The sequence below is a fragment of the Candidatus Pantoea rara genome, assembly GCF_051136265.1.
Lineage (GTDB): Bacteria > Pseudomonadota > Gammaproteobacteria > Enterobacterales > Enterobacteriaceae > Pantoea > Pantoea rara.
Map to the genome: position 1 here is coordinate 344,845 of NZ_CP194942.1, position 24,531 is coordinate 369,375.

The following is a 24,531-nucleotide window of genomic DNA, read 5'->3' on the forward strand; positions in this document are numbered from 1 at the left end:
TCGTACTTTAGCTTTCAGGGCGATCCCAGGCGCTACGATGAAGAAGAAAAGACCGGTATTACAGGACGTTGCCGATCGCGTCGGCATTACAAAAATGACCGTCAGCCGTTACCTGCGTAATCCTGAGCAGGTCTCTGTTGCCCTGCGGGACAAGATTGCAGTGGCACTGGATGAGCTGGGTTATATCCCTAATCGCGCCCCCGATATGCTTTCTAACGCCACCAGCCGCGCCATCGGCGTGCTGCTGCCGTCACTCACCAACCAGGTTTTTGCCGATGTCCTGCGCGGCATCGAAGCTGTCACCGACGAAGCCAACTATCAGACGCTGGTCGCCCACTTTGGCTACAACCCACAAAAAGAGGAGCTGCAACTGCGCTCGCTGCTGGGCTGGAACATTGATGGCGTGATCCTCACCGAACGCACCCATACGCCAGGCACGCTGCGTATGCTGGAAGTGGCCGGAATTCCGGTGATAGAGATGATGGACAGCGTCACACCCTGCCTGGATATGGCGGTCGGCTTTGATAACGTCGAAGCGGCCCGGCAGATGACGCGGGCTATCCTCAGCAAAGGCCATCGACACACCGTCTACCTTGGCGCACGTCTTGATGAACGTACGCTGCAGAAGCAACAGGGTTATGAAATCGCGATGTGTGAAGCGGGGCTGACGCCGCGCAGCGTGATGATGGAAGAGGCTTCTTCATTCAGCGCTGGTGGTGATTTGCTGCGTGAGGCGCAACGTCTCTATCCTGAAACGGATAGCCTGTTCTGCACCAATGACGATCTGGCGGTCGGCGCAATGTTTGAGTGCCAGCGCCAGGGGTTGCAGGTGCCCACCCAGATGGCGATTGCTGGTTTTCACGGGCATGACATCAGCCAGGTGGTGACGCCACAACTGGCAACGGTGCTGACACCACGTGACCGCATGGGACGTGAAGCGGCAGCACTATTACTGGCGCGAATCGCCGGTGAAAGCAGTGATAATCAGCTGCGGGATGTCGGTTTTGAGATCAGTGAAGGTGGCAGCATCTGATTGTGTTGTTTTTATGAGTCAGCTCACACTTTCGTGCTTTTCCTGGTAAAAAGGTTGCCAGGCTGTTAACCGGCCAGGAGAATGAGAGACGCCATTGTTATCGGTAACATTGGCAAATTCTCACCTGCCGGAGCAGAAAAATGACAACGCAATCCCCGTCACATCACGTCTTTATCCTGATGGGCGTTTCAGGCAGCGGAAAGTCTGCCGTCGCCAACCAGGTTTCTCACAAGCTCAATACGGCCTTTCTTGACGGTGATTTTCTTCATCCCCGCGCCAACATTCTGAAGATGGCCGATGGTCATCCGCTGGATGACAGCGATCGCCAGCCGTGGTTACAGGCGCTGAACGATGCCGCCTTTGCCATGCAGCGCACTCAGGCGATTTCAATCATTGTCTGTTCAGCCCTGAAGAAAAGTTATCGCGACATTCTGCGTCAGGGAAATGACAACCTGCGTTTCGTCTACCTGAAAGGCGATTTCGACACTATTGAAGCCCGCCTGAAAGCGCGTAAAGGGCACTTCTTTAAGCCGCAGATGCTGGTCACCCAGTTTGCCACGCTGCAAGAGCCGGCCAGTGATGAGTCGGATGTCCTGGTCGTGGATATCGCGCATTCACTCGACGACGTGGTGGCGGCTACGGTTGCGACTATCCAGGACGCTATCAGCCAGGATTAGAGATGAATACCGCAACACTCGTTTTGACCGCAGCAGGCTCCGTCCTGCTGCTGCTTTTTCTGGTGATGAAGGCGCGCATGCACGCCTTCGTCGCGCTGATGTTAGTCTCCATCGGTGCCGGCCTGTTTTCCGGCATGCCACTCAACAAAATCGCTGAAACGATGCAGAAGGGGATGGGCGGTACGCTCGGCTTCCTCGCCATTGTGGTCGCGCTGGGCGCAATGTTCGGCAAAATCCTGCATGAAACCGGCGCCGTGGATCAGATCGCTATACGGATGCTGAAAACCTTTGGTCAGAGCCGCGCCCATTATGCGATGGGCATTGCCGGTCTGATCTGCGCGCTGCCGCTCTTCTTTGAGGTTGCTGTGGTGCTGTTAATCAGCATTGCGTTTGCGGTGGCGCGGCGAACCGGCGGCAATCTGGTGAAGCTGGTGATCCCGCTGTTTGCGGGCGTTGCGGCGTCGGCGGCATTCCTGCTGCCCGGACCGGCCCCAATGCTGCTGGCCTCGCAGATGCATGCGGACTTTGGCTGGATGATCCTGCTGGGTCTCTGCGCGGCAATCCCCGGCATGCTGATTGCCGGGCCTCTGTTCGGCAACTTTATCGGCAACCACGTCACCTTCAGCGCGCCACCGGAAGATCATCAACCGGATGTTGATGAGAGCAAGCTGCCGTCATTTGGTTTCAGCCTCTCACTGATCCTGTTTCCACTGGTGCTGGTTGGCCTGAAAACCATCGGCGCACGCTTTACAACCGAAGGCACCACGCTTTACGAGTGGCTCGAATTTATCGGCCATCCTTTCACTGCGATCCTGCTGGCGTTGCTGGTGGCGATTTATGGCCTGGCTTACCGTCAGGGCATGGATAAAGAGCGGGTGATGCAGGTGTGCGGCAGCGCGCTGCAACCGGCCGGGATTATCCTGCTGGTGATTGGTGCGGGCGGGGTGTTTAAGCAGGTACTGGTAGATTCTGGCGTCGGTCCGGTGCTGGGTAATGCGCTGACCGGCGCAGGACTGCCCATTGCGCTGGCCTGCTTTATTCTGTCGGGTGCGGTGCGGGTGATTCAGGGATCGGCCACGGTCGCCTGTCTGACCACTGTGGGCTTAATCATGCCGGTGATTGAGCCGCTGCACTATAGCGGTGCCCAGCTGGCGGCACTGTCGATCTGCATCGGCGGTGGCTCTATCATTATCAGCCATGTGAATGATGCCGGTTTCTGGCTGTTTGGTCGTTTCACCGGGGCCAGCGAAGCGGAAACGCTGAAGACCTGGACGCTGATGGAGACCATTCTTGGTACTACCGGGGCTATCACAGGTATGATTGCTTTCGAACTGCTTTCCTGACCAACCCGACGGGTTATATGCCCGTCAGGTCTTTTCCCGCGAGCGGGGGAAGAGTAAAAAAGGGAACAGCAGATAAGGCGCAACTATCAAAAGAATAATGACGCCGGACGAATAGCCAGCGTCATTTATTCTTCTTACCGCGCAGGAAAAAACAGGCAAAATAAACAGCAGCAGCGCGATTAAGCCTATTTCACGCAGTGGCCCGGTAAACCATTGCAGATAACTGCAGAACCAGGCCAGCTGGAACAGCAGGAAAATAAAATAGCGCGTCCTTCCTTCACGCCCTTGATAGTTAAACGTGCGCAGCAGACAGCTTTTGATAATCTGCAGCAGACTGTTCATGCCCATTTTCTTCTTATCAAAGCAAAAACAACCAGCGTAATGGCGGAGGCAACTAAGTAAACCCAGGCAAAATCAGTGACGTCAACCTGCATCAGCTGCGCGTCATTCAGCGCCGCTTTCTGGCCCGAGAAGGATAGTACGGTCAGGCCAGCTAAACAGAGTATATTTGCCAGAAAAAACAGCGCCTGAAAGGCTGTTTCTTTAGCCACGGACAGGAAGGCAATTTTTCTGAACGCCCACCAGGCTGCCAGATAAACCAGCAGCCAGAGCAACGCGCAGAGTAGTGGAGCAACCAGATAACTGCGCATATCTGTGATCACCCCTGAATGGCCGCTGATGGCATACTGCAGGACTTCCTGAAGAGAGAAGTAACCTGTTATCAGATAGAGCGCGCCGAAAAAAAAGGGTAATAACAACCTCATTGCGTTTCCTTCCAGATTTTCAGACGCTGCATCTGATTTTCGATACTGCCCGCCATAGAAATCTCTTTTTTTACAAAACTATATAATACTATTGTTCATTTCAATGCCGTAACGCTCTGATAAAACGGCTGAATTAATGTGGCTGTCTGCCGGCCTTTCAGGGTAAACGGCAAAATTGTACTTACAGCTTCAGATAAGCCCGAATGCCATCCAGGAACATCTGGGTGGCCAGCATAATCAGTATCAATCCCATCAGTCGCTCTAGCGCATTCACACCCTTATCACCCAGCAGACGCAGGAACAGTCCTGACATCAGCAGAATGCCAACCGTCACGCCCCAGGCGATCAACAGTGCGCCGACCAGATGCGACATCTGATGCGGATACTGATGTGACAGCAGCATCAGCGTCGCTAGCAGCGATGGCCCGGCGACCAGTGGAATCGCCAGCGGTACCAGGAAGGGCTCTTCACCCGCCGGTAAGCCGGAACTGCTGCTTTCAGCCGACGGAAAAATCATCTTGATGGCAATCAGAAACAGGATAATCCCGCCGGAAATCGACACGGTTTCGGTGCGCAGATTTAAAAACGCCAGGATGCGTTCGCCAGTAAACAGGAACAGCAGCATGATGATCAGCGCGATCAACATTTCGCGCATTAGCACAACCCGCCGCCGTTTCGGCTCCAGATGCTTTAAAACCGACATAAAAATCGGCAGATTGCCCAGCGGATCCATAATTAACAACAATAATATTGTCGCCGAAATCATTTCAGTCATCGGTTTTGCGCCATGTTGTTCGCGAAAAAGCAGAGTTATTAGTTACGCTGCTGAAAAAGTTAGCGTAATCGAATTAATTCACTTGCTACCCGGCCTGCATTTTGTAGAGTGAGGGGACACAGGTAAATCTTATTATTACGCAGAGCGGCGTGAAAATAGCACGCCGCTCTCTCCTCTGAAATGAAAAGCAGGTGTAACTGCCTTAGACGGACACGACATGAAGAATGTAGGTTTTGTTGGTTGGCGCGGCATGGTCGGCTCAGTGCTGATGTCCCGCATGAGTGAAGAGCGTGATTTTGATGCAATCAATCCGGTCTTCTTCTCGACGTCGCAGCATGGTCAGGCGGCACCCGCGTTTGCGGGCAAACAGCAGGGCACATTGCAGGATGCGTTTGATATTGAGGCGCTGCGCGCGCTGGATATCATTATTACCTGCCAGGGCGGCGACTACACCAGTGACGTCTATCCTAAGCTGCGAGACAGCGGCTGGCAGGGATACTGGATTGATGCGGCCTCCACGCTGCGCATGAAAGAAGATGCCATCATCATCCTCGATCCGGTTAACCATGCTGTCATTCGCCAGGGCATCGACCGTGGCATCAAAACCTTTGTCGGGGGTAACTGTACTGTCAGCCTGATGCTGATGTCACTGGGCGGCCTGTTTGCGCAGGATCTGGTGGAGTGGGCTTCGGTTGCCACTTATCAGGCAGCCTCTGGCGGCGGCGCGCGCCACATGCGCGAACTGCTGACCCAGATGGGCATGCTGCACGATCACGTTGCGCCAGCGCTGCAGAACCCGGCTTCCGCCATCCTCGACATTGAGCGTAGCGTGACCAACTTTACCCGTTCTGGCACCTTACCGACCGATAACTTCGGCGTACCGCTGGCAGGCAGCCTGATTCCGTGGATTGATAAGCAGCTGGATAACGGCCAGAGCCGCGAAGAGTGGAAGGGCCAGGCAGAGACCAACAAGATCCTCGCCACTTCTAAGGTCATCCCGGTTGACGGATTGTGTGTGCGCGTCGGTGCGCTGCGCTGCCACAGCCAGGCCTTTACGCTGAAGCTGAAACGCGACCTGCCGCTGGCTGAAATCGAGCAGCTGCTGGCCTCTCACAATGAGTGGGTCAAAGTGGTGCCGAATGACCGCGAGCTGACGATGCGTGAACTGACCCCTGCCGCTGTGACTGGCACGCTGACCACACCGGTTGGCCGCCTGCGTAAACTGAACATGGGGCCGGAATATCTTTCTGCCTTCACAGTAGGCGACCAGCTGTTATGGGGCGCAGCCGAACCGCTGCGTCGCATGCTGCGGTTGTTAACCAACTAACCAGCAAACATCGCCACAGGGCGGATTGATGATCAATGCCGCTCCGGTGATACAGATGATCGGTTAACCGCCTGGTTGCTCTGTTAAAGCCCGTAATCATTCCTGATGGTTACGGGCTTTTTTGTTGTGCGTACAGGCGTGAAATTCATTAAACACAGGGTTTACAGACATTACAGCGCTGACTGGAAGCAGGTTTACTTCTTACCCTGTTGATGAACCCATGCTGCCCATAACAGAAACATGTCGTTAACCGTCGCTTTACAACACGTTATCAGGTAGCTTTTCTTAACTGTCGTCTGCACGCATCGCGCCTGGCGTCTGACCGGGAGCGGCGGCAGAGCTACCGTTTAGATACGATAAAAATGTTGTTTCATCAGTCAGGGCGTTCCGGGCAGCTTAAATGAAAATAATCATCACTTTATCCGGCTTTTTCATCTTTGCCGTACACGAAACAATCTGCCGTTTCGTTTACTAAGTGATCAGATTCCCTTTTTTGCCGTTCAATGAAGAATATTTTGCTTAAGTCCGTGGCAACTCCCGTGACCAAGCTATGATTTAACCATGATGTGCCACAGGTAACTCTTGTGCTTTCCGGATTAAATGGTTGTGGTACACGGCAAAAACACTTTTCCCACGGAATGGCCTGACTTCTTTGTCGTTGTACGTATGGCTCAATGAAGAGCAGCGCAGGTGACTCGCAACAGGTTATGTTGCGTTCATTTCGGCTGCCAATTATCACAGGAAGAAAGTCATGTCAGAGCTTCCCGATCGCGATGCGATCAATGCCCTTTTTGCGGGCAATTATGCTGACCCTTTTTCGTTACTAGGGATGCACCGAACTCAGCAAGGCCTCGAAGTCAGGGCCTTGCTCCCCGAAGCGCTGGAAGTGTGGGTCATTGAAACCTCCACCGGGCGCAAACTGGCTCAGCTGATGTGCGAAGATGCACGCGGCTTCTTCAGTGGCGTCATTCCACGCCGTAAAAACCCGTTCCGCTATCAGCTGGCGGTCAACTGGCATGGCCAGCAAAACCTCGTCGATGATGCCTATCGTTTCGGCCCGCTGCTGCAGGAGATGGATCTGTGGCTGCTGGCGGAAGGCACACACCTGCGCCCTTATGAGACGCTGGGCGCCCACGGCGACGTCATTGATGGCGTCTTTGGTACCCGCTTCTGCGTCTGGGCACCCAATGCCCGTCGCGTTTCAGTGGTTGGCGATTTCAACTTCTGGGATGGCCGCCGTCATCCGATGCGTCTGCGTCAGGAGCTGGGTATCTGGGAGCTGTTTGTGCCGGGTGCGGTCAACGGGCAGCTCTACAAATATGAAATCATTGATGCCAATGGTGAACTGCGCATCAAAGCGGACCCTTACGCCTTTGAGGCACAGATGCGTCCCCAAACGGCGTCGATGATTTGTGGTCTGCCAGAGCCGGTTGAGATGAAAGAGGAGCGCAAGGCCGCCAATGCCTTCGACGCACCGATTTCGATCTATGAAGTCCACCTGGGCTCCTGGCGTCGTCACACCGACAACAACTTCTGGCTGAGTTACAAAGAACTGGCAGAACAGCTGGTGCCCTACGTCAAAGAGATGGGCTTTACCCATATCGAACTGCTGCCGATCAATGAACATCCGTTTGATGGCAGCTGGGGCTATCAGCCACTGGGCATGTATGCACCGACCCGGCGTTTTGGTACCCGTGACGAGTTCCGCACCTTCATTGACGCCGCTCATGAAGCGGGTCTCAACGTGTTGCTCGACTGGGTGCCGGGTCATTTCCCCAGCGACGATTTCGGTCTGGCGAAGTACGACGGCACCGAACTCTATGAACATAGCGATCCGCGCGAAGGCTTCCATCAGGACTGGAATACCCTGATCTACAACTTTGGCCGCCGCGAAGTGAGCAACTATCTGTCAGGCAATGCGCTCTACTGGACCGAGCGCTTTGGCATTGATGGTCTGCGCGTGGATGCGGTAGCGTCGATGATCTACCGCGATTACAGCCGCAGTGAAGGAGAGTGGGTGCCGAATCAGTACGGTGGCCGTGAGAACCTTGAAGCGATTGAGTTTCTGCGTTACACCAACCGCACGCTCGGCACCGTAGCCTGCGGTTCAGTGACAATGGCCGAAGAGTCTACGGACTATCCTGGTGTGACGCGTCCGACGGAAGGCGGCGGGCTGGGCTTCTGGTTCAAATGGAATCTGGGCTGGATGCACGACACGCTCGACTACATGAAGGTCGATCCCATCTATCGCAAGCATCATCATGACCTGATGAGCTTCGGCATGATGTACAACTACACCGAAAACTTTGTGCTGCCGCTGTCGCATGACGAAGTGGTGCACGGTAAGCGCTCGATTCTCGATCGTATGCCGGGCGACGCCTGGCAGAAGTTTGCTAACCTGCGTGCCTACTACGGCTGGATGTGGGGCTTCCCGGGCAAGAAACTGCTGTTTATGGGTAACGAATTCGCCCAGGGACGCGAGTGGAACCACGACGTCAGCCTTGACTGGCATCTGCTGGAAGGGGAAGACAACTGGCACAATGGCGTTCACCGTCTGGTGCGCGATCTCAACCACACCTATCAGTACTACACGCCACTGCATCAGCTCGACTTCGATCCGGCAGGTTTTGAGTGGCTGGTGGTAAACGATGCAGAGCACTCCGTGTTCGCCTTTGTGCGTCGTGACCGTGAAGGTAACGAAGTGATCGTGGTCAGTAACTTTACTCCGGTGCCGCGTCCGGGCTATCGCTTTGGCGTCAATCAGCCAGGCTACTGGCGTGAAGTGCTGAACACCGATCAGCATGAATATCATGGCAGCGACGTGCGCAACAATCGGGTGCATACCGATGAGCAGGAGAGCCACGGACGACCGCAGTCGCTGAGTCTCAATCTTCCGCCGCTGGCAACAGTATGGCTGGTGCGGGAGGCTGAATGACAATCACTGCCGGCGATCCCGAACCGCTTGGTGCCAGCTACGATGGCAAAGGCGTTAACTTCACCCTCTTTTCTCAGCATGCAGAGCGCGTAGAGCTCTGCCTGTTTGATGAGCAGGGTGCAGAACAGCGTCTTGACCTGCCTGGCCGCAGTGGGGATATCTGGCATGGTTATGTTCCGGCGTTAAAACCGGGACAGCGCTACGGCTACCGGGTACATGGCCCCTGGGCGCCGAAGCAGGGACACCGTTTTAATCCGGCGAAGCTGCTGGTTGACCCCTGCGCCCGCGCGGTTGAAGGCGATGTTCCTGATGATCCCTTGTTTCATGGCGGCGAAGCGCAGCCCGACCCGCATGACAACGCGGCAATTGCGCCGACGTCCCGGGTAGTCGCGGAAGATTTTGACTGGCAGGGCGATGTCGCACCGCGAACCCCATGGGGCAACACGGTGATTTATGAAGCCCACGTGCGCGGCCTGACGCAGCAGCATCCGGAAATTCCGGAAACGCTGCGCGGGACTTACGCGGCGCTGGGTCATCCTGTTATGGTGAATTACCTGCGCAATCTGGGGATTACCACCCTTGAGCTGCTGCCGGTGGCCCATTTCGCCAGCGAACCGCGACTGCTGCAGCTCGGCCTGAGTAACTACTGGGGCTACAACCCGTTTGCGCTCTGGGCAGTGGATCCCCGTTACGCCTCCGGTCAGCCTGGCGTGACGCCACTGCAGGAGTTTCAGCAGGCGGTTAAAAATCTGCATGCTGCGGGTATCGAAGTGGTGCTGGATGTGGTGTTCAACCACACCGCCGAACTGGACGAGTCTGGCCCGACGATCTCTATGCGCGGCATCGACAATGCCAGCTATTACTGGCTGGATGAGCAGGGCGATTATCAGAACTGGACCGGTTGCGGCAACACGCTGAATATTCACCATCCGCAGGTGATGGCGTGGGCCCTGGAGGCGCTGCGCTACTGGGTGCGGGTCTGCCATGTCGACGGCTTCCGCTTTGACCTTGCACCCGTGCTGGGTCGCACGCCCGATTATCAGCGTGATGCGCCTTTTTTCGAGGCGATACGCGCCTGTCCGCTGCTTTCTCAGGTCAAGCTCATTGCTGAACCCTGGGATATCGGCCCTGACGGCTATCAGGTTGGCCGTTTTCCGCCGCTGTTTGCCGAATGGAACGATCAGTTTCGCGACACCGCGCGTCGTTACTGGCTGCACGGCGACGTAAGCAACGGCGACTTCGTCCGCCGCTTTGCCGCCTCCAGCGATCTCTACCAGCATGATGACCGGTCGCCCCACGCCACGGTTAACCTGATCACCGCCCATGACGGCTTTACGCTGTGGGATGTGGTGAGCTTCGAACGCAAGCACAACGAAGCGAACGGAGAAGATAACCGTGATGGCCATGGCGATAACTACAGCCACAATCACGGCAAAGAGGGGCTGAACGTCAGTTTTGACGTGATTGAACGGCGCCGTCGCAGCGTGCGGGCACTGCTGACCACGCTGCTGCTGTCACAGGGCACGCCGATGTTGCTGGCTGGCGATGAGCGCGGCCATACCCAGCGCGGCAACAACAACGCCTACTGTCAGGACAACGTCCTGAGCTGGCTTGACTGGCAGGCGGATGAGAAGGGATTAGTCGGATTCACCGCAGCACTGATTGCTCTGCGCCAGCGCATTCCGGCGCTGACCGCAGATCGCTGGTGGCAGGACGGTGACGGCAATGTGCAGTGGCTCAATGCCGGTGGCCAGCCACTGCAACACGATGAATGGGCTCAGGGGATGCACAGATTGCAGATCCTGCTGTCCGGCCGCTGGTTAATAACAATAAACGCCACGGATACGGTGAATGACATCGTGTTACCAGACGGAGAATGGCGTGCCCTTCCTCCTTTCGCCGGGGACGACAACCCCATCCTGCTAACTGTCTGGCATGGTCCCGCACACGGTGTGTGCGTGTTCCAAAAGCAATCATAAGGAGTCAGACATGGTTAAGTTAGATAGAACAGATCACCTGATGCTGGCTCGCCAGCTCCCTACACAGACGGTTGCTCTGATCCTCGCTGGCGGACGCGGCACGCGCCTGGTCGATTTAACGGCCAAACGAGCCAAACCGGCGGTGCATTTCGGCGGCAAGTTCCGCATTATCGACTTTGCCCTCTCCAACTGCGTCAACTCCGGTATCCGCCGGATTGGCGTCATTACTCAGTATCAGTCCCACACCCTGACTCAGCATATCCAGCGTGGCTGGTCGATCTTCAATGAAGAGATGAATGAGTTTGTTGATTTGCTGCCAGCGCAGCAGCGCTTTTCGACCGAACAGTGGTATCGCGGTACGGCAGATGCCGTGACGCAAAACCTTGATGTGATTCGCCGCTATCAGGCGCAGTACATCGTGATCCTGGCCGGGGACCACATTTATAAGATGGATTATTCACGCATGCTGCTGGATCACGTGGTCAACGAGGCGAAATGTACCATCGCCTGTTTGCCGGTGCCGGTGCATGAAGCTACGGCGTTTGGTGTGATGGCGGTGAATGAAGAGAACATGGTGATCGACTTCGTAGAAAAACCTGCGAAGCCGCCCACTATGCCGGGTGATGATACGCAGGCGCTCGCCAGCATGGGGATCTACGTTTTCAACGCAGACTATCTCTATGCGTTACTGGAGGAAGATCTGCAGACGCCTGGCTCTAACCATGACTTCGGCAAAGATATCCTGCCGAAAATCGTGGCAAGCGGCGAAGGCTATGCCCACTCTTTTGCGCTCTCCTGCGTACAGAACGACGATACCGCGCCGCCATACTGGCGTGACGTCGGGACGCTGGAGGCCTACTGGCGCGCCAACCTCGACCTGGCATCGGTGATGCCAGAGCTGGATATGTATGACGTCACCTGGCCGATTCGTACTCACATGGAGCCGCTGCCGCCAGCAAAATTTGTTCAGGATCGTTCCGGCAGTCACGGGATGACCATGAACTCCCTGGTGTCGGGCGGCTGCATCATCTCCGGTTCGGTCGTGGTCAACTCGGTGCTGTTTCCGCGCGTTCGTATTAACTCGTTTTGCAATATTGATTCAACCGTCCTTCTGCCTGATGTGGTGGTCGGCCGATCGTGTCGCCTGCGTCGCTGCGTGATTGATCGCGCCTGCGAACTGCCGGAAGGCATGGTTATCGGCGAAAACCCCGATGAAGACAGTCGCCGGTTTCACCGTTCGGAAGAAGGGATCGTACTGGTTACCCGCGCCATGCTGGCCAGATTGGCCAAAGCGGGGCAGTAAGCGATAAGCGGAACTTACGCAATCGGTACGCGGAGCGTGCCGGATAACTTAATGAGGTCGAGGATGCAGGTTTTACATGTCTGTTCAGAACTTTTCCCGCTGCTGAAAACAGGCGGACTGGCTGATGTTGTCGGGGCATTACCTCAGGCGCAAATTGCGGGCGGTACGGATACGCGGGTACTGTTGCCTGCTTTTCCCGCATTGCGCAAAGGCATACCTGATCTCCAGGTAGTGACGGAGCGAGAGACATTTGCCGGTCATATACGTCTGTTATATGGTGAATTTAACGGTGTGGGCATCTACTTAATTGATGCTCCCGGCCTCTACGATCGTCCCGGCAGTCCCTATCATGACGAGTCGCAGTTTGCGTATGTCGACAACTATCTGCGCTTTGCGCTGCTGGGCTGGGTCGGCTGTGAACTCGCGTGCGGTATGGACTCCATGTGGCGTCCCGATATCGTCCATGCGCATGACTGGCACGCGGGCCTGACCTGCGCCTATCTTGAAGCGCGTGGCCGTCCGGCTAAATCGGTGTTCACCGTGCACAACCTGGCGTATCAGGGACTGTTCATGGCGCACCATCTGGAAGAGATAGGCCTGCCGTGGTCGTTCTTTAACATGCATGGGCTGGAGTTCTTCGGTCAGATCTCCTTCCTGAAAGCGGGCCTCTTTTATGCCGACCATATCACGGCGGTCAGTCCGACTTATGCCCATGAAATTACCTCTGCCGAATATGCTTACGGCATGGAAACCCTGCTGGCACAGCGTATGCGCGAAGGGCGCCTTAGCGGAATCCTTAATGGCGTTGATCCCTCTATCTGGGACCCGGCCCACGACCTGCTGCTGAGCGCGCGCTATAACCGTGACACGCTGGAAGCGAAAGCAGAGAACAAACGTCAGCTGCAGGTGGCAATGGGTCTGAAGGTGGATGATAAAGCGCCGGTGTTCTGCGTCATCAGCCGTCTGACCAAACAGAAAGGGCTGGACCTGGTGCTGGAGGCGCTGCCTGGCTTGCTGGCGCAGGGCGGACAGCTGGTGCTGCTGGGTCAGGGCGATGCCGAACTGCAACAGGGATTTCTGGCGGCAGCGGCAGAGCATCCGGGCAGCGTGGGCGTGCAGATTGGCTATCACGAAGCATTTTCACACCGCATTGTCGGTGGCGCGGATGTGATCGTGGTGCCGAGTCGCTTTGAGCCCTGTGGTCTGACTCAACTCTACGGACTGAAGTATGGTACGTTGCCGTTAGTGCGCCGTACGGGTGGACTGGCCGATACCGTAAATGACAGTTCGTTAGAGAATCTGGCTGACGGTATTGCCAGTGGATTCAGTTTCGAAGATGCCAATGCCTGGTCGCTGTTGCGGGCCATCCGGCGCGCGTTTGTATTGTGGTCTCGTCCTTCGCTATGGCGCTATGTTCAGCGCCAGGCGATGGCAATGGACTTTAGCTGGCAGGTGGCAGCAACAGCCTACCGTGATCTCTACCAACGTTTGATGTAACGGATTGGGAAAACTGGATATGAATGCACCTTTCACTTACGCCTCACCAACGTTGACGGTTGATGCCTTAAAGCATTCGATTGCCTACAAACTGATGTTTACCATCGGCAAAGATCCCTCTATCGCCAATAAGCACGAGTGGCTCAACGCCTCGCTGCTGGCGGTGCGTGACCGGATGGTGGAGCGCTGGCTGCGTTCCAGCCGTGCGCAGCTCTCTCAGGATGTCCGCCAGGTTTATTATCTGTCGATGGAGTTCCTGATGGGCCGCACGCTGGGGAATGCGCTGCTGGCGATGGGGATTTATGACGATCTCAACCAGGCGCTGGATGAGATGGGTCTGGATCTGGCCGAGCTGATGGAAGAGGAGAACGATCCGGGGCTGGGCAACGGCGGTCTTGGTCGCCTGGCAGCCTGTTTCCTCGATTCGCTGGCGACGCTGGGCATGCCGGGCCGTGGCTACGGCATCCGCTATGATTACGGCATGTTCAAACAGAACATCGTGGAAGGTGAACAGAAAGAGTCACCGGATTACTGGCTTGAGTACGGTAATCCGTGGGAATTCCAGCGTTTCAATACCCGTTACAAAGTCCGTTTTGGCGGTCGCGTGCAGCACGAAGGCGCGAAAGTGCGCTGGCTGGAGACCGAAGAGATTCTGGCGATGGCCTATGACCAGATCATTCCAGGTTTTGACACCGATGCCACCAACACCCTGCGACTGTGGGGCGCCCAGGCCAGCAACGAAATCAACCTCGGTAAGTTCAACCAGGGTGATTACTTTGCGGCGGTGGAAGATAAAAACCACTCTGAAAACGTGTCGCGCGTGCTCTATCCGGATGACTCAACGTATTCAGGCCGTGAGCTGCGTCTGCGTCAGGAATATTTCCTGGTCTCTGCCACGGTTCAGGACATCCTGAATCGTCACTGGCGTATGCACCAGACCTGGGACAACCTGGCGGACAAAATCGCCATCCACCTGAATGATACGCATCCGGTGCTGGCGATTCCCGAACTGATGCGCCTGCTTATTGACGACCATAAATTCAGCTGGGATAGCGCCTTTGATGTCTGCTGTCAGGTCTTCTCCTATACCAACCATACGCTGATGACCGAAGCGCTGGAGACCTGGCCGGTGGATATGATCGGTAAGATCCTGCCGCGTCACCTCAGCATCATTTTCGAGATTAACGACTTCTTCCTCAAGACGATTCAGGATCACTATCCTGAGGACCTGGATCTGCTGTCGCGCATTTCGATCATCGATGAGAACGATGGCCGCCGGATTCGCATGGGCTGGCTGGCGGTTGTGGTCAGCCACAAAGTGAATGGCGTGTCTGAACTGCACTCGAATTTAATGGTGCAGTCGCTGTTTGCCGACTTCTCCCGCCTGTTCCCTGGACGCTTCTGCAATAAAACCAACGGCGTGACGCCACGTCGCTGGCTGGCGCTGGCAAACCCGGCGCTGTCAGAGGTGCTGGATGAGGAGATTGGTCGCAACTGGCGCACCGATCTCAGTCAACTGGGCGAACTGAAAGCGCAGATTGACTATCCGGCGTTTATCGAAAAAGTGGCGGTCGCCAAACATCAGAACAAACGTCGGCTGGCTGACTGGGTGGCGAAGAATCTGGACGTGGTGCTCGATCCTAATGCGCTATTCGATGTGCAGATCAAGCGTATTCACGAGTACAAACGCCAGTTGCTCAATGTGCTGCATGTGATAACGCGTTACAACCGCATCAAGGCCGATCCGCAGGCGGAATGGGTGCCGCGCGTCAATATTTTCGCCGGTAAAGCGGCATCGGCTTATTACGTTGCCAAGCACATCATTCATCTGATCAACGATGTCGCGAATGTGATCAACAACGATCCGCAGGTGAAGAACAAGCTGAAAGTGGTCTTCATCCCAAACTACAGCGTGAGCCTGGCGCAGATCATTATCCCGGCAGCCGATCTCTCTGAGCAGATATCGACCGCAGGAACGGAAGCGTCCGGCACCAGTAACATGAAGTTTGCACTCAATGGCGCGCTGACCATCGGTACGCTGGATGGGGCTAACGTTGAGATGCTGGATCACGTTGGTGAAGAGAACATCTTTATCTTCGGTAATACCACGCCGCAGGTCGAAGCGCTGCGTAAGAACGGCTACAACCCGCGAGACTATTACGAAAAGGATGAAGAGCTGCATCAGGTGCTGACCCAGATTGCGTCGGGTGTATTCAGCCCGCAGGATCCGGGCCGCTACCGCAATCTGTTCGATTCCCTGGTTAACTTCGGCGATCACTACCAGTTACTGGCGGACTATCGCAGCTACGTGGATACCCAGGATAAGGTGGATGCACTTTACCGTAAACCGGATGAGTGGCAGCGCCGCGCGGCGAAAAACATTGCCGGCATGGGCTACTTCTCGTCGGACCGTACTATTCAGGAGTACGCCGATGAGATCTGGAATATCTCGCCGGTAAGACTGTAAAGCACGTGCAGTAAGCTGTTCTGAATTTCCTTGCGGCCGAGGGATCGGCCGCACTCTTCGTTCTTCCTGCTCACCAGCCATCCCACACACCTCCAGAAAATTCAGCCTCTTATCATCTCTGCGCCCCTAAGTGCCCGTTGTGCGAACCAGATCATTACACCCTGGCTGAGAATCGCTACTATGCGGAAATGCAAAACGACCCTACAGGCAACTACAGCCAATGAGTGACAACATCAACCAGGAAATTACCTTTCGTAAGCTCAGCGTCTTCATGATGTTTATGAGCAAAGGGAATATCGCCCGCACGGCGGAAGCGCTGGAACTGAGCAGCGTCAGCGTGCATCGCGCACTGCACACGCTGGAAGAGGGCATCGACTGTCCGCTATTTATCCACAAGGGCCGCAATCTGGTGCCGCTGCCTGCCGCCTGGACGCTGCTGGAGTATTGCCGCGACGTGACCACCCTGATGGGCAAAGGCATTGAAGAGGCACGCAAGGTGGCGGGCATCGGTGGGGGTCGCCTGCGGCTTGGTACGCTCTATTCGCTGACGCTCGAAACCATTCCCCGGCTGATCATGGGTATGAAACTGCGCCGTCCCACGCTGGAGCTTGATCTGACCATGGGTTCGAATCAGATGCTGCTGAATATGCTGGAAGATGAGGCGCTGGATGCGATTCTGATCGCCACCGATGAGGGCGAACTCAGTGAGGCGCATTTCGATGTGATTCCGCTGTTTGAAGACAGGATCTTTCTGGCCGCACCGGCCGGAGAAACACAGCAGGAAACCGGTCCGGTTGATCTGCGTGAGTTTGCCGACCGGGATTTTGTCTCACTGGCGGAGGGGTTTGCCACCTATGCCGGTTCGCAGGAGGCATTTCAGATTGCCAGATTTGAACCGCGCATCGTCACCCAGGTAAATGACATCTTCTCGATGATAAGCCTGGTGCAGGCGGGCGTTGGCCTGGCGCTGATTCCGGGACGGATGAAGAAAGTCTATGAAAACAATATTCAGTTGCTGACGCTCGCGGAGCCTTATCAGATGCGTCAGCAGATCTCGATAGTCTACTCACATCACCGCGAACGGGATAATGACCTGCTGGCCCTGGCAGCAGAAGGGCGGATGTATGCCCGCAGCCTTACTGACTCAGCCGTTTAGCCAGATGCAGCGCAACCTCAACGCTGTTGCGCTCCAGACAAATTGCTTCGCCCTGCCAGTTGGCCTGCAGCGTCAGGCCGGTCAGCACATTGCCAGGCGGCATCTCAATCGCCAGTCGGGCATCGCGCTGATTAGCGGAAACCACCGCATCATTCCACTGCACCGTGCGTGCCATGTTAAAGGCAAGATCGTCGGCAATTTTCTCCGGCTCCCAAATCACCCGCGCGGTTGAGCCGCTGAGGTAAGCGCAGTCGGGGCGGGAGAGAGTGACGGACTCAAAGGCGCGAGCCAGTTCGGCGGCGGGCTTATCCAGCAGCGCACAGTGCGACGGCACGCTCACTGCGAGTTTAATCGCTTTGCTGGCACCGGCATCCAGTGCCTTCTGTGCAACCACCGCCATATCCTCGTCACGGCCGGCAATCACAATCTGCGTTTCCGCATTTAAATTCGCGATGTAGGTGTTGCTGTCAGGCAGCAGTTTCTCCAGACGACTCAGCGTTAAGCCGGCGATCGCCGTCAGGCCATATCCGTGTGGATACGCCTTTTCCATCAGATCGCCGCGCAGCGCAACCAGCCGCAGAGCGTCGCTGAAATCCAGCGCGCCGGCGATCACCGCAGCAGGAAACGCGCCAATCGACAGACCGCTGACCATATCCGGTTTGAGTCCGCGGCGGATTAGCTCACGCGCCCAGGCGACACCGGAAATCAGCAGACAGAGCTGCACGGCGCGGGTGTGGCGCAGCGCATCAACGCTGTCGAGCTGGTCAGTTTCGTCGCCCAGCACTGCACGTACGTGGCTTAAGATCGCCTCACCCTCGGGCAGATGCTGTAGCATTCCGGCACGCTGGGTGCCCTGGCCAGGAAAGGTAAAAAGTATTTTCATGGATTCTCCCTGCTCCAGGGTGAAGCGGTCAGTATCGGTCCGGTGTCGGTTTTTAACAGCACGCGTCCCTCGCGCAGCCACTCGTTCAGGGCAAATGCGCCAGCGGGCGTTTCCACCTGGGTATCCACCCTGCAGCCCAGCGCGTCGGTCTCTGTCTGCCACTGTTGCATCGCGTCGCGTGGCAGCGGCTGCGGGGCGCGGATGATTAAATCCAGATCGCTGGCGGCGTGCAACACAGGGCATTGCGTTGCCAGGGCATAACCGGTGCTGCCGGTAATGCCCCAGTGCCACGGCCAGACGGTCTCACTGAGCGCTATCGCCGCGCTGACAGGCGCATAAACAGTAAATGGCGAATCCAGCAGCAGAGTGCGTTCCGCCAGCCTCTCTGGCGTCATCACGCCGATAATATCGGCTGACGTGATCCAGCCGGCGGCACGCTGCTCACGTCGCTCACCACGCACACCAATCGGGATCAAGCCGGATTCACGGTGATCGCGCCGCACCACCACCGGCAGCTCGGGATGCCAGCACTGGCTGACCCAGCTCTCTTTGATCGTCGCTAACGCGCTGCTGTCTCGCAGCCACAGGAGATCGTGGGGGCGCGGCACACTCATATTACATTCCTGATGTCAGCGTGATGAACAACGGTAAAGATAAAATACACAGAATCGAGCTTAACAGCAGCACGGCTTCAGCATCGGGAGACTGCACGCCAAAGCGATTGCCGAACACCACGCCAAAGAAACCCGCTGAGAGTGCAATCATCAGAATCGCGGTAATCGCGACCGGTCCGCTTAAACCCAGTGCCAGTACGAGCCCCCAGGCAATAAACGGCTGAATCAACAGTTTAGTCACTGTACCGACGCCGACGACGGCATTAAGTTTCAGCCTGCGAGCAGAGAGGATCACGCCGGTCAGGAATAGCGCTGCAGCGGTGGCCGCCAGGCCCAGCGGTTTAATCGCAGCCAGGACCAGATCCGGCATTTTAATGCCCAGCGCCGACAACACCACGCCGATCAACGGTCCCATCACGATAGGTTTTTTCATTGAGCGCCACATCAGAATCGGCAGCATTGTCAGCGTTGAACCGTGTTCCATACCCGCCGCAAATGCTTTTTCGCGTTCCAGAATCAGCAGGCACAGTGGAGTAAGCAACACCGAACCACAGGCGATAGAGACAGCGACCGACAGCGACGTGGTGGCATTTTCACCCAGTACGCTGGCCAGAATCGGCAGGCCCAGGGCGGCATAGTTGGGCAGTGCCACGGTCAGCGTCAGCACAGCCGCATCCTGCGGTGATTTTTTGAAAACCCGGGTGGCAAGGAAATAGATCGCCGCATAGGTTATCCACATCGCGCCGGTAATCACCACAATAAGCGGCCATTGCGCCGCGATGCCCGACCAGGGCGTCTGTACCGTGGCGCTGAACAGTGCAGCGGGTAGCGCAAAATCCATTACGAAGATATTGAGCAGTGAAACATCTTTGTTATTGACCATTCCGGCCTTGCCGGCCCAGAAACCCAAAAGCATGATGACAAAGATAGGAGCAAGGGCATGAACAATTATATAAATCATAAATCACCTGTATTTAAGAAAGAATTCTTTAAAAAACAGCGATGTTTATAATTCTAAAAGCGGCCACTGCTCCGGGGCGCAATAAGCGATGCGCCCCGTCAGACCGGTTTCGGCAGGTTTATTTTTTTATGTAATTACCAGGTCGCGCGCATACGTTCGCGAACCAGGGAGGAACTGTGACGATTGGATGCGCCAAGGCGATTTTTCAGGGTGGGATCCTGACGCGCATCGCTAATCGCTTTCTGCACAGCGATCTCTACCATCGCCACATCGGCGTCAGAAGGCGCATCCGGGTCGGCAACGTTCAGCAGATCGGAGAGCAGTCCCAGTGTGGCGAAGTTATTTACGTCATACGCCATGGGGGGAATAGTGGCGGCCAGTTTTTCCAGCGCCTCCACCGAGCGCAGCGTAATTCGCGCTGCAGATTCTTTGCCCATCGCATGCACCAGCACGCCCTGATCGTTAAGCGCTATCAGCCGGTTGGCCTGATAACCATGTGCCAGGAACGCACCAGACATCGCCTTACCCACAATCAGGCCAATCACCGGATGACCGGCCAGCCGCGCTTTGGCATAAGCACCGGCAGCGCCAGCCAGTGCCTGATGAATACCAAAGGCTTCTTCACGGCGGCCATAGGCCTGACTCGGTACGTCGATCACTGCCACAATCGGGCGTTTTACGTCACTGTTGATATCCGCTTCAATGGTTTCATTTACCACTTTCGCCAGCGTCCAGCCTTCCAGCAGACCGACTTCACCCTGCGCGGCGCGCGGATAGTGGTTTTGTGCATCGGGCACCACGGCGATAAACCGTACGTTTTCGCCATTGAGCTGGCCGTCAGCCACCTGAACAGAGGCGCAGAGGCCATCAAGACGTTGAGCATGGGGTGCGAGTTTTTCCAGCCAGGTTGCACCGCGGCTGATTGTCTGCGTCATTATTTATCCTCCCGGGCGAAAAGCTGTTTAATCTGCGCCGTGTCCGCCTGCTGGCGGGTGTCGAACTGCATCAGACGTGGCAGAAAATCGGCATATTTGTCGCTACGGTTCTGCGCCGGAACGCCGCGGGCAATGAAATCATTTACGGCCGTTTTAACCGCGTTAATGCCATCACTGACGAGCGCATCGACCAGGCCGCTGGCGTAGCGGATTTCGCCGCCGGTCATGCTCCAGATAAACGGACGATCGCGTGAGTCATACTCTTCAATGCCCGCTTCCTGCTCAATCACCTGTGGACCGTTCAGTCCCAGACGGGCCTCGCGGGTCACAATCAGGTAGCTGCATAGCGCGGCGGCGATAGACATCCCGCCGAAGCAGCCAACCGTACCGCTGACGATGCCAATTACCGGCGTATAGCGACGCAGATCGACAATGGCTGCATGAATATCCGCAATCGCTGCCAGTCCCAGATTCGCTTCCTGTAAGCGCACGCCACCGGTCTCCAGGCAGAGCACCGCCTGGGTCGGGATTCCGTTGCGATTATCTTCTGCCGCCAGCTCCAGCGCCGCCGCCATTTTCGCACCGGAGACTTCGCCCATGCTGCCACCCTGGAAGGTGCCTTCGATGGCGATCACCACCGCAGACTGACCGTTCAGCGTGCCGCGAGCCACCACCATGCCATCATCTGACTGAGGTACCACGCCCTGCGGAGCCAGCCACGGCGACATGATGCCTTCAAAGGGATCAAGCAGTTCGCGGTAGCTGCCTGCGTCCAGCAATGCATGGGCACGTTCACGGGCCCGTAATTCAATAAAACTGGCATCGTTACGCATGGCTCACCTCTTCAAAAACCTGTTCAATACGGATACGCGCCACGCCGGGTGTCGCGCCGAAATCATGAATAATCATCTTTCCGGCGGGCAGGCCGTTGATTAAGTTCAGGCGGTCAAACAGCGCTTTCCAGCGGGCGTCGCTGTTATCCAGGGAGGTGGTGATATCAATGGTCAGTGTCTGGCCTTCGGTTGCGGTGTACAGCACTTCCATATCACCGGAACCAACGACCCCTGCCAGCGCTCTGCCACTGAGCAGGCGGTTAGCAGGTAGAGCTAATGTGATGTGTTCCATAATGGCCTCTAAAAATAAGTATGTTCAGGCGAACAGACCCGATCGATAAACAGCGTTGCGGCCAGCAAGTCGGCAGCTCCACCCGGCGAGGCGTTGAGCGCCAGCATCCGACGGTCGAGCTGCTGAAGCGCCACCTGACCCGCAGCTGTACGGCAGCCGCCCGCCAGCAGCACGGCACGTGCTCCCTGTTGCATGGCGTCGAGTCCGATCATGCCTGCACGTGACAGCACGCAGGTATCGCTGAGTGAAGTCATGATCGCCATCAGCGCATCCAGCCGGGCTTCGCTTTCACTGGCACCTACCGCACGGCTGGTCAGCAACTGCGGAAGCGCCAGTTTCATCACGTGAGGAAACGCCTGTTGCGCCTCTTCGCGTGCGCCGGGTACCTGATAGCGGTGCGTCGCTTTTAATCCTTTGCTGAACACTCTGGGGGCGTGGCTGTCGGGCAGGCTCGCCAGCGCGGCAGCGGTGCGGGTCAGATGATCAGCACTGACTGCACCACCCTGCATCGCTGCGGCACTGACCAGCAACCCCAGCGCCCAGATCGCGCCCCGATGGGTGTTCACGCCGCTGGTTGCTGCCATCATCTGCTGTTCGCCGTCGCGGCCAAGCCGACCGACTGTTTCGCGCAGGGCGATATCGGCGGGGCGAAGCCAGCTGTGACGGGCCAGCGCCAGAAAGGCTGGCATCAGGCTATGAGCGGAACGCTCCATCAGCGCCAGCGTCAGATCCCGATGTGCGCCGTTTCCCCGACTGTCTACCAGACCCGGCTTGGGGCTCAGGCGTGCTTCATCGATCAGGCAATCGCGCGCTATCGTCGCCAGATGACTGGCCTGCGCCTCGGCATGTGTCTGTGACAGGAGTTTCATTACCAGCTCCGGAATTTGGCTGGCGGGTTGTACAGGCCATCTGACCATTCAACCAGGTCAGCGACGCTGCCCGCTGCCAGCAGTGAACGGGTGGCGTCGGAGCGGCGGATACCCATATCTTCCGGATAAACGACTTTGCCGCTTTTACGCAGCGCGGCGACGCGGGCAGCATCCACGCCCAGACCAATATCGGTAATCCCGGCTACTGCAGCGACCATGGCGCGACGCTCTTCCAGACTTTCCGCCCGATAGAGATAGGCGATGCCTTCCTCGGTCAGCACATGCGTGACGTCATCGCCATAGATCATTACCGGAGCCAGCGGCATACCGGAGGATTTCGCGACTTCAACCGCATCCAGGGTTTCAACGAAGGTCGGTTTCGCACCGGCCTGGAAGGTTTCGACCATCTGCACCACCAGTTTTTTGCCGCGCTGCATCGGGTCTGGCTCGGTGATCATATTCAGCCAGGCGGGCGTCGCGTGACGGCGGCCATGGGGATCGTGACCCATGTTTGGTGCACCACCGAAGCCAGCAAGACGACCCCGGGTGACGGTAGAGGAGTTCGCCAGACCATCAACCTGCAGGGTGGCACCGATAAACATATCAACCGCGTACTGACCTGCCATCTGACAGAAAGCGCGGTTAGAGCGCATTGAGCCGTCGCTGCCGGTAAAGAAGATGTCGGGACGAGCACGAATGTACTCTTCCATCCCCATTTCGCCACCGAAGCAGTGCACGCTCTCTACCCAGCCGCTCTCAATTGCTGGGATCAGTGTTGGGTGTGGGTTCAGCGTCCAGTGTTTACAGATTTTGCCTTTCAGACCCAGCTGTTCACCGTAGGTGGGCAGCAGCAGTTCAATGGCGGCAGTGTTAAAACCGATTCCGTGGTTCAGTGACTGCACCTGGTGTTCAGCGTAGATACCTTTAATCGCCATCATCGCCATCAGGATGTGTTCCTGCTTAATCAGGCGCGGATCGCGGGTGAACAGCGGTTCGATAAAGAAGGGTTTATCAGCCACCACAACGTAGTCGATCCAGGAGCCAGGAATATCGACGCGCGGCAGGTCGGTTTCGTCATCGACCAGTTCATTGACCTGGGCTATCACGATACCGTCACGAAACGCGGCTGCTTCCACCAGCGCCGGGGTATCTTCAGTACTGGGGCCGGTATAGAGATTGCCTTTGCGGTCGGCTTTGTAGCCGGCAATCAGCGCCACATTCGGGCTAAGGTCAACGTAGAGACGGGAATAAAGTTCGATATAGGTATGAATAGCGCCGATTTCTAACTGACCATCCTGCAATAGCTGAGACATGCGCAGACTCTGCGGACCGGAGAAAGAGAAGTCGAGTTTGCGGGCAATGCCTTTTTCAAAAATATCGAGATGTTCGCTGCGGCCGACGCTGGGCATAATCATATGCAGGTCGTGAATCTTTGCCGGATTCACCGCAGCCAGCGTACGGGACAAAAAGTCAGCCTGCTTCTGGTTATTCCCTTCAAGCACCACGCGGTCGCCCGGCGCAATTAACTGTTCAAATGCTTCAACGGCTCTTTCGGTAGGAATTACTTTGCCATCAAGGGAAAAGGAGGTCATACGACGCGCTTTTTCACTGCGGCGTGTGTTCCATTCCCGGGCAGGCGTTTGGCCTGTGTTCATTTCAACCTCCTGATTAGAATCGGTCTGCTGACGTGTATGCTGAGGGAAGTCTGAGCTTTCTTATTACCCTGTTCAATTAAGCAAAAAAGCGGAACGTTAGATTTAAGGTAACGATGGAGAAAGGGGATGGATAAGCGAAGCCTGGAGTATAGGCTGTGAGAGATGAATTAAAGGTTACAGCGGTGAATATTTCTGGCTGGCACTAGTTATTGAAATAAAAGGTGGGTGAAAGC

At 56.3% G+C, this 24,531-nt stretch carries 21 protein-coding genes; 10 read left to right on the top strand and 11 right to left on the bottom strand.

Annotated features, from left to right (window positions below; translation table 11 throughout):
* The first annotated feature begins 37 nt into the window (after positions 1-37).
* The 3 genes from gntR to gntU all read left to right on the top strand — a co-directional run bounded on the left by gntR (position 38) and on the right by gntU (position 3,053).
* Positions 38-1,033: a gluconate operon transcriptional repressor GntR gene (gene gntR / locus ACR8BF_RS01590; protein WP_292986965.1), complete on the top strand. Its 996-nt coding sequence runs from the start codon at positions 38-40 to the stop codon at positions 1,031-1,033.
* 140 nt (positions 1,034-1,173) lie between these two features.
* Positions 1,174-1,710 (top strand): gluconokinase, encoded by a 537-nt coding sequence (gene gntK / locus ACR8BF_RS01595; protein WP_292986963.1) that lies wholly within the window; start codon positions 1,174-1,176, stop codon positions 1,708-1,710.
* 2 nt (positions 1,711-1,712) lie between these two features.
* Positions 1,713-3,053, top strand: coding sequence for a gluconate transporter (gene gntU / locus ACR8BF_RS01600; protein ID WP_179898804.1), 1,341 nt, complete (start codon positions 1,713-1,715; stop codon positions 3,051-3,053).
* A gap of 24 nt (positions 3,054-3,077) precedes the next feature.
* On the opposite strand, the gene ACR8BF_RS01605 is transcribed toward gntU, so the two are convergent.
* From ACR8BF_RS01605 to ACR8BF_RS01615, 3 genes are all read right to left on the bottom strand, one after another.
* Positions 3,078-3,395: a DUF805 domain-containing protein gene (locus tag ACR8BF_RS01605; RefSeq protein ID WP_179898805.1), complete on the bottom strand. Its 318-nt coding sequence runs from the start codon at positions 3,393-3,395 to the stop codon at positions 3,078-3,080.
* A complete protein-coding gene (locus ACR8BF_RS01610; RefSeq protein ID WP_179898806.1) occupies positions 3,392-3,817 on the bottom strand; it encodes a hypothetical protein in 426 nt (141 codons plus the stop codon). The genes ACR8BF_RS01605 and ACR8BF_RS01610 overlap by 4 nt, the downstream gene beginning before the upstream one ends.
* Positions 3,818-3,998: 181 nt before the next feature.
* Positions 3,999-4,592: a YhgN family NAAT transporter gene (locus tag ACR8BF_RS01615; protein ID WP_179898807.1), complete on the bottom strand. Its 594-nt coding sequence runs from the start codon at positions 4,590-4,592 to the stop codon at positions 3,999-4,001.
* 217 nt (positions 4,593-4,809) lie between these two features.
* On the opposite strand from ACR8BF_RS01615, the gene asd reads away from it, so the two are divergent.
* From asd to ACR8BF_RS01650, 7 genes are all read left to right on the top strand, one after another.
* Positions 4,810-5,919, top strand: coding sequence for an aspartate-semialdehyde dehydrogenase (gene asd, locus ACR8BF_RS01620; protein WP_434745475.1), 1,110 nt, complete (start codon positions 4,810-4,812; stop codon positions 5,917-5,919).
* A gap of 751 nt (positions 5,920-6,670) precedes the next feature.
* A complete protein-coding gene (gene glgB, locus ACR8BF_RS01625) occupies positions 6,671-8,854 on the top strand; it encodes a 1,4-alpha-glucan branching enzyme (RefSeq protein WP_434745476.1) in 2,184 nt (727 codons plus the stop codon).
* Positions 8,851-10,833: a glycogen debranching protein GlgX gene (gene glgX, locus ACR8BF_RS01630; protein WP_434745477.1), complete on the top strand. Its 1,983-nt coding sequence runs from the start codon at positions 8,851-8,853 to the stop codon at positions 10,831-10,833. The genes glgB and glgX overlap by 4 nt, the downstream gene beginning before the upstream one ends.
* Before the next feature lie 10 nt (positions 10,834-10,843).
* Positions 10,844-12,136 carry a glucose-1-phosphate adenylyltransferase gene (gene glgC / locus ACR8BF_RS01635; protein ID WP_179898811.1) on the top strand — a complete coding sequence of 431 codons (1,293 nt, stop codon included), beginning with the start codon at positions 10,844-10,846 and terminating at the stop codon, positions 12,134-12,136.
* Between the two features lie 63 nt (positions 12,137-12,199).
* On the top strand, positions 12,200-13,633 hold the full coding sequence (gene glgA, locus ACR8BF_RS01640; protein ID WP_179898812.1) for a glycogen synthase GlgA: 1,434 nt from the start codon (positions 12,200-12,202) through the stop codon (positions 13,631-13,633).
* A 19-nt stretch (positions 13,634-13,652) separates the two neighbouring features.
* Positions 13,653-16,100 carry a glycogen phosphorylase gene (glgP, locus tag ACR8BF_RS01645; protein WP_179898813.1) on the top strand — a complete coding sequence of 816 codons (2,448 nt, stop codon included), beginning with the start codon at positions 13,653-13,655 and terminating at the stop codon, positions 16,098-16,100.
* Between the two features lie 220 nt (positions 16,101-16,320).
* Positions 16,321-17,256 carry a LysR family transcriptional regulator gene (locus ACR8BF_RS01650; RefSeq protein ID WP_179898814.1) on the top strand — a complete coding sequence of 312 codons (936 nt, stop codon included), beginning with the start codon at positions 16,321-16,323 and terminating at the stop codon, positions 17,254-17,256.
* Here ACR8BF_RS01650 and mdcH read toward each other — a convergent pair.
* From mdcH to mdcA, 8 genes are all read right to left on the bottom strand, one after another.
* The gene (gene mdcH / locus ACR8BF_RS01655; protein ID WP_179898815.1) at positions 17,237-18,139 is read right to left on the bottom strand and encodes a malonate decarboxylase subunit epsilon; all 903 of its coding nucleotides are present in this window, start codon (positions 18,137-18,139) and stop codon (positions 17,237-17,239) included. The two genes, ACR8BF_RS01650 and mdcH, sit on opposite strands and share 20 nt — an antisense overlap.
* On the bottom strand, positions 18,136-18,753 hold the full coding sequence (locus ACR8BF_RS01660) for a malonate decarboxylase holo-ACP synthase (RefSeq protein WP_292986945.1): 618 nt from the start codon (positions 18,751-18,753) through the stop codon (positions 18,136-18,138). The genes mdcH and ACR8BF_RS01660 overlap by 4 nt, the downstream gene beginning before the upstream one ends.
* A gap of 1 nt (position 18,754) precedes the next feature.
* Positions 18,755-19,714 carry an AEC family transporter gene (locus ACR8BF_RS01665; protein ID WP_292986943.1) on the bottom strand — a complete coding sequence of 320 codons (960 nt, stop codon included), beginning with the start codon at positions 19,712-19,714 and terminating at the stop codon, positions 18,755-18,757.
* Positions 19,715-19,848: 134 nt separating this feature from the next.
* Positions 19,849-20,649: a biotin-independent malonate decarboxylase subunit gamma gene (gene mdcE, locus ACR8BF_RS01670; RefSeq protein ID WP_292986941.1), complete on the bottom strand. Its 801-nt coding sequence runs from the start codon at positions 20,647-20,649 to the stop codon at positions 19,849-19,851.
* A complete protein-coding gene (locus tag ACR8BF_RS01675) occupies positions 20,649-21,482 on the bottom strand; it encodes a biotin-independent malonate decarboxylase subunit beta (RefSeq protein ID WP_179898819.1) in 834 nt (277 codons plus the stop codon). The genes mdcE and ACR8BF_RS01675 overlap by 1 nt, the downstream gene beginning before the upstream one ends.
* Positions 21,475-21,774 (bottom strand): malonate decarboxylase acyl carrier protein, encoded by a 300-nt coding sequence (gene mdcC / locus ACR8BF_RS01680; protein WP_179898820.1) that lies wholly within the window; start codon positions 21,772-21,774, stop codon positions 21,475-21,477. Before mdcC ends, ACR8BF_RS01675 begins: the two co-directional genes overlap by 8 nt.
* Positions 21,775-21,782: 8 nt before the next feature.
* Positions 21,783-22,643, bottom strand: coding sequence for a triphosphoribosyl-dephospho-CoA synthase (locus ACR8BF_RS01685; protein WP_179898821.1), 861 nt, complete (start codon positions 22,641-22,643; stop codon positions 21,783-21,785).
* A complete protein-coding gene (gene mdcA / locus ACR8BF_RS01690; RefSeq protein ID WP_292986937.1) occupies positions 22,643-24,298 on the bottom strand; it encodes a malonate decarboxylase subunit alpha in 1,656 nt (551 codons plus the stop codon). Before mdcA ends, ACR8BF_RS01685 begins: the two co-directional genes overlap by 1 nt.
* Positions 24,299-24,531 lie beyond the last annotated feature (233 nt).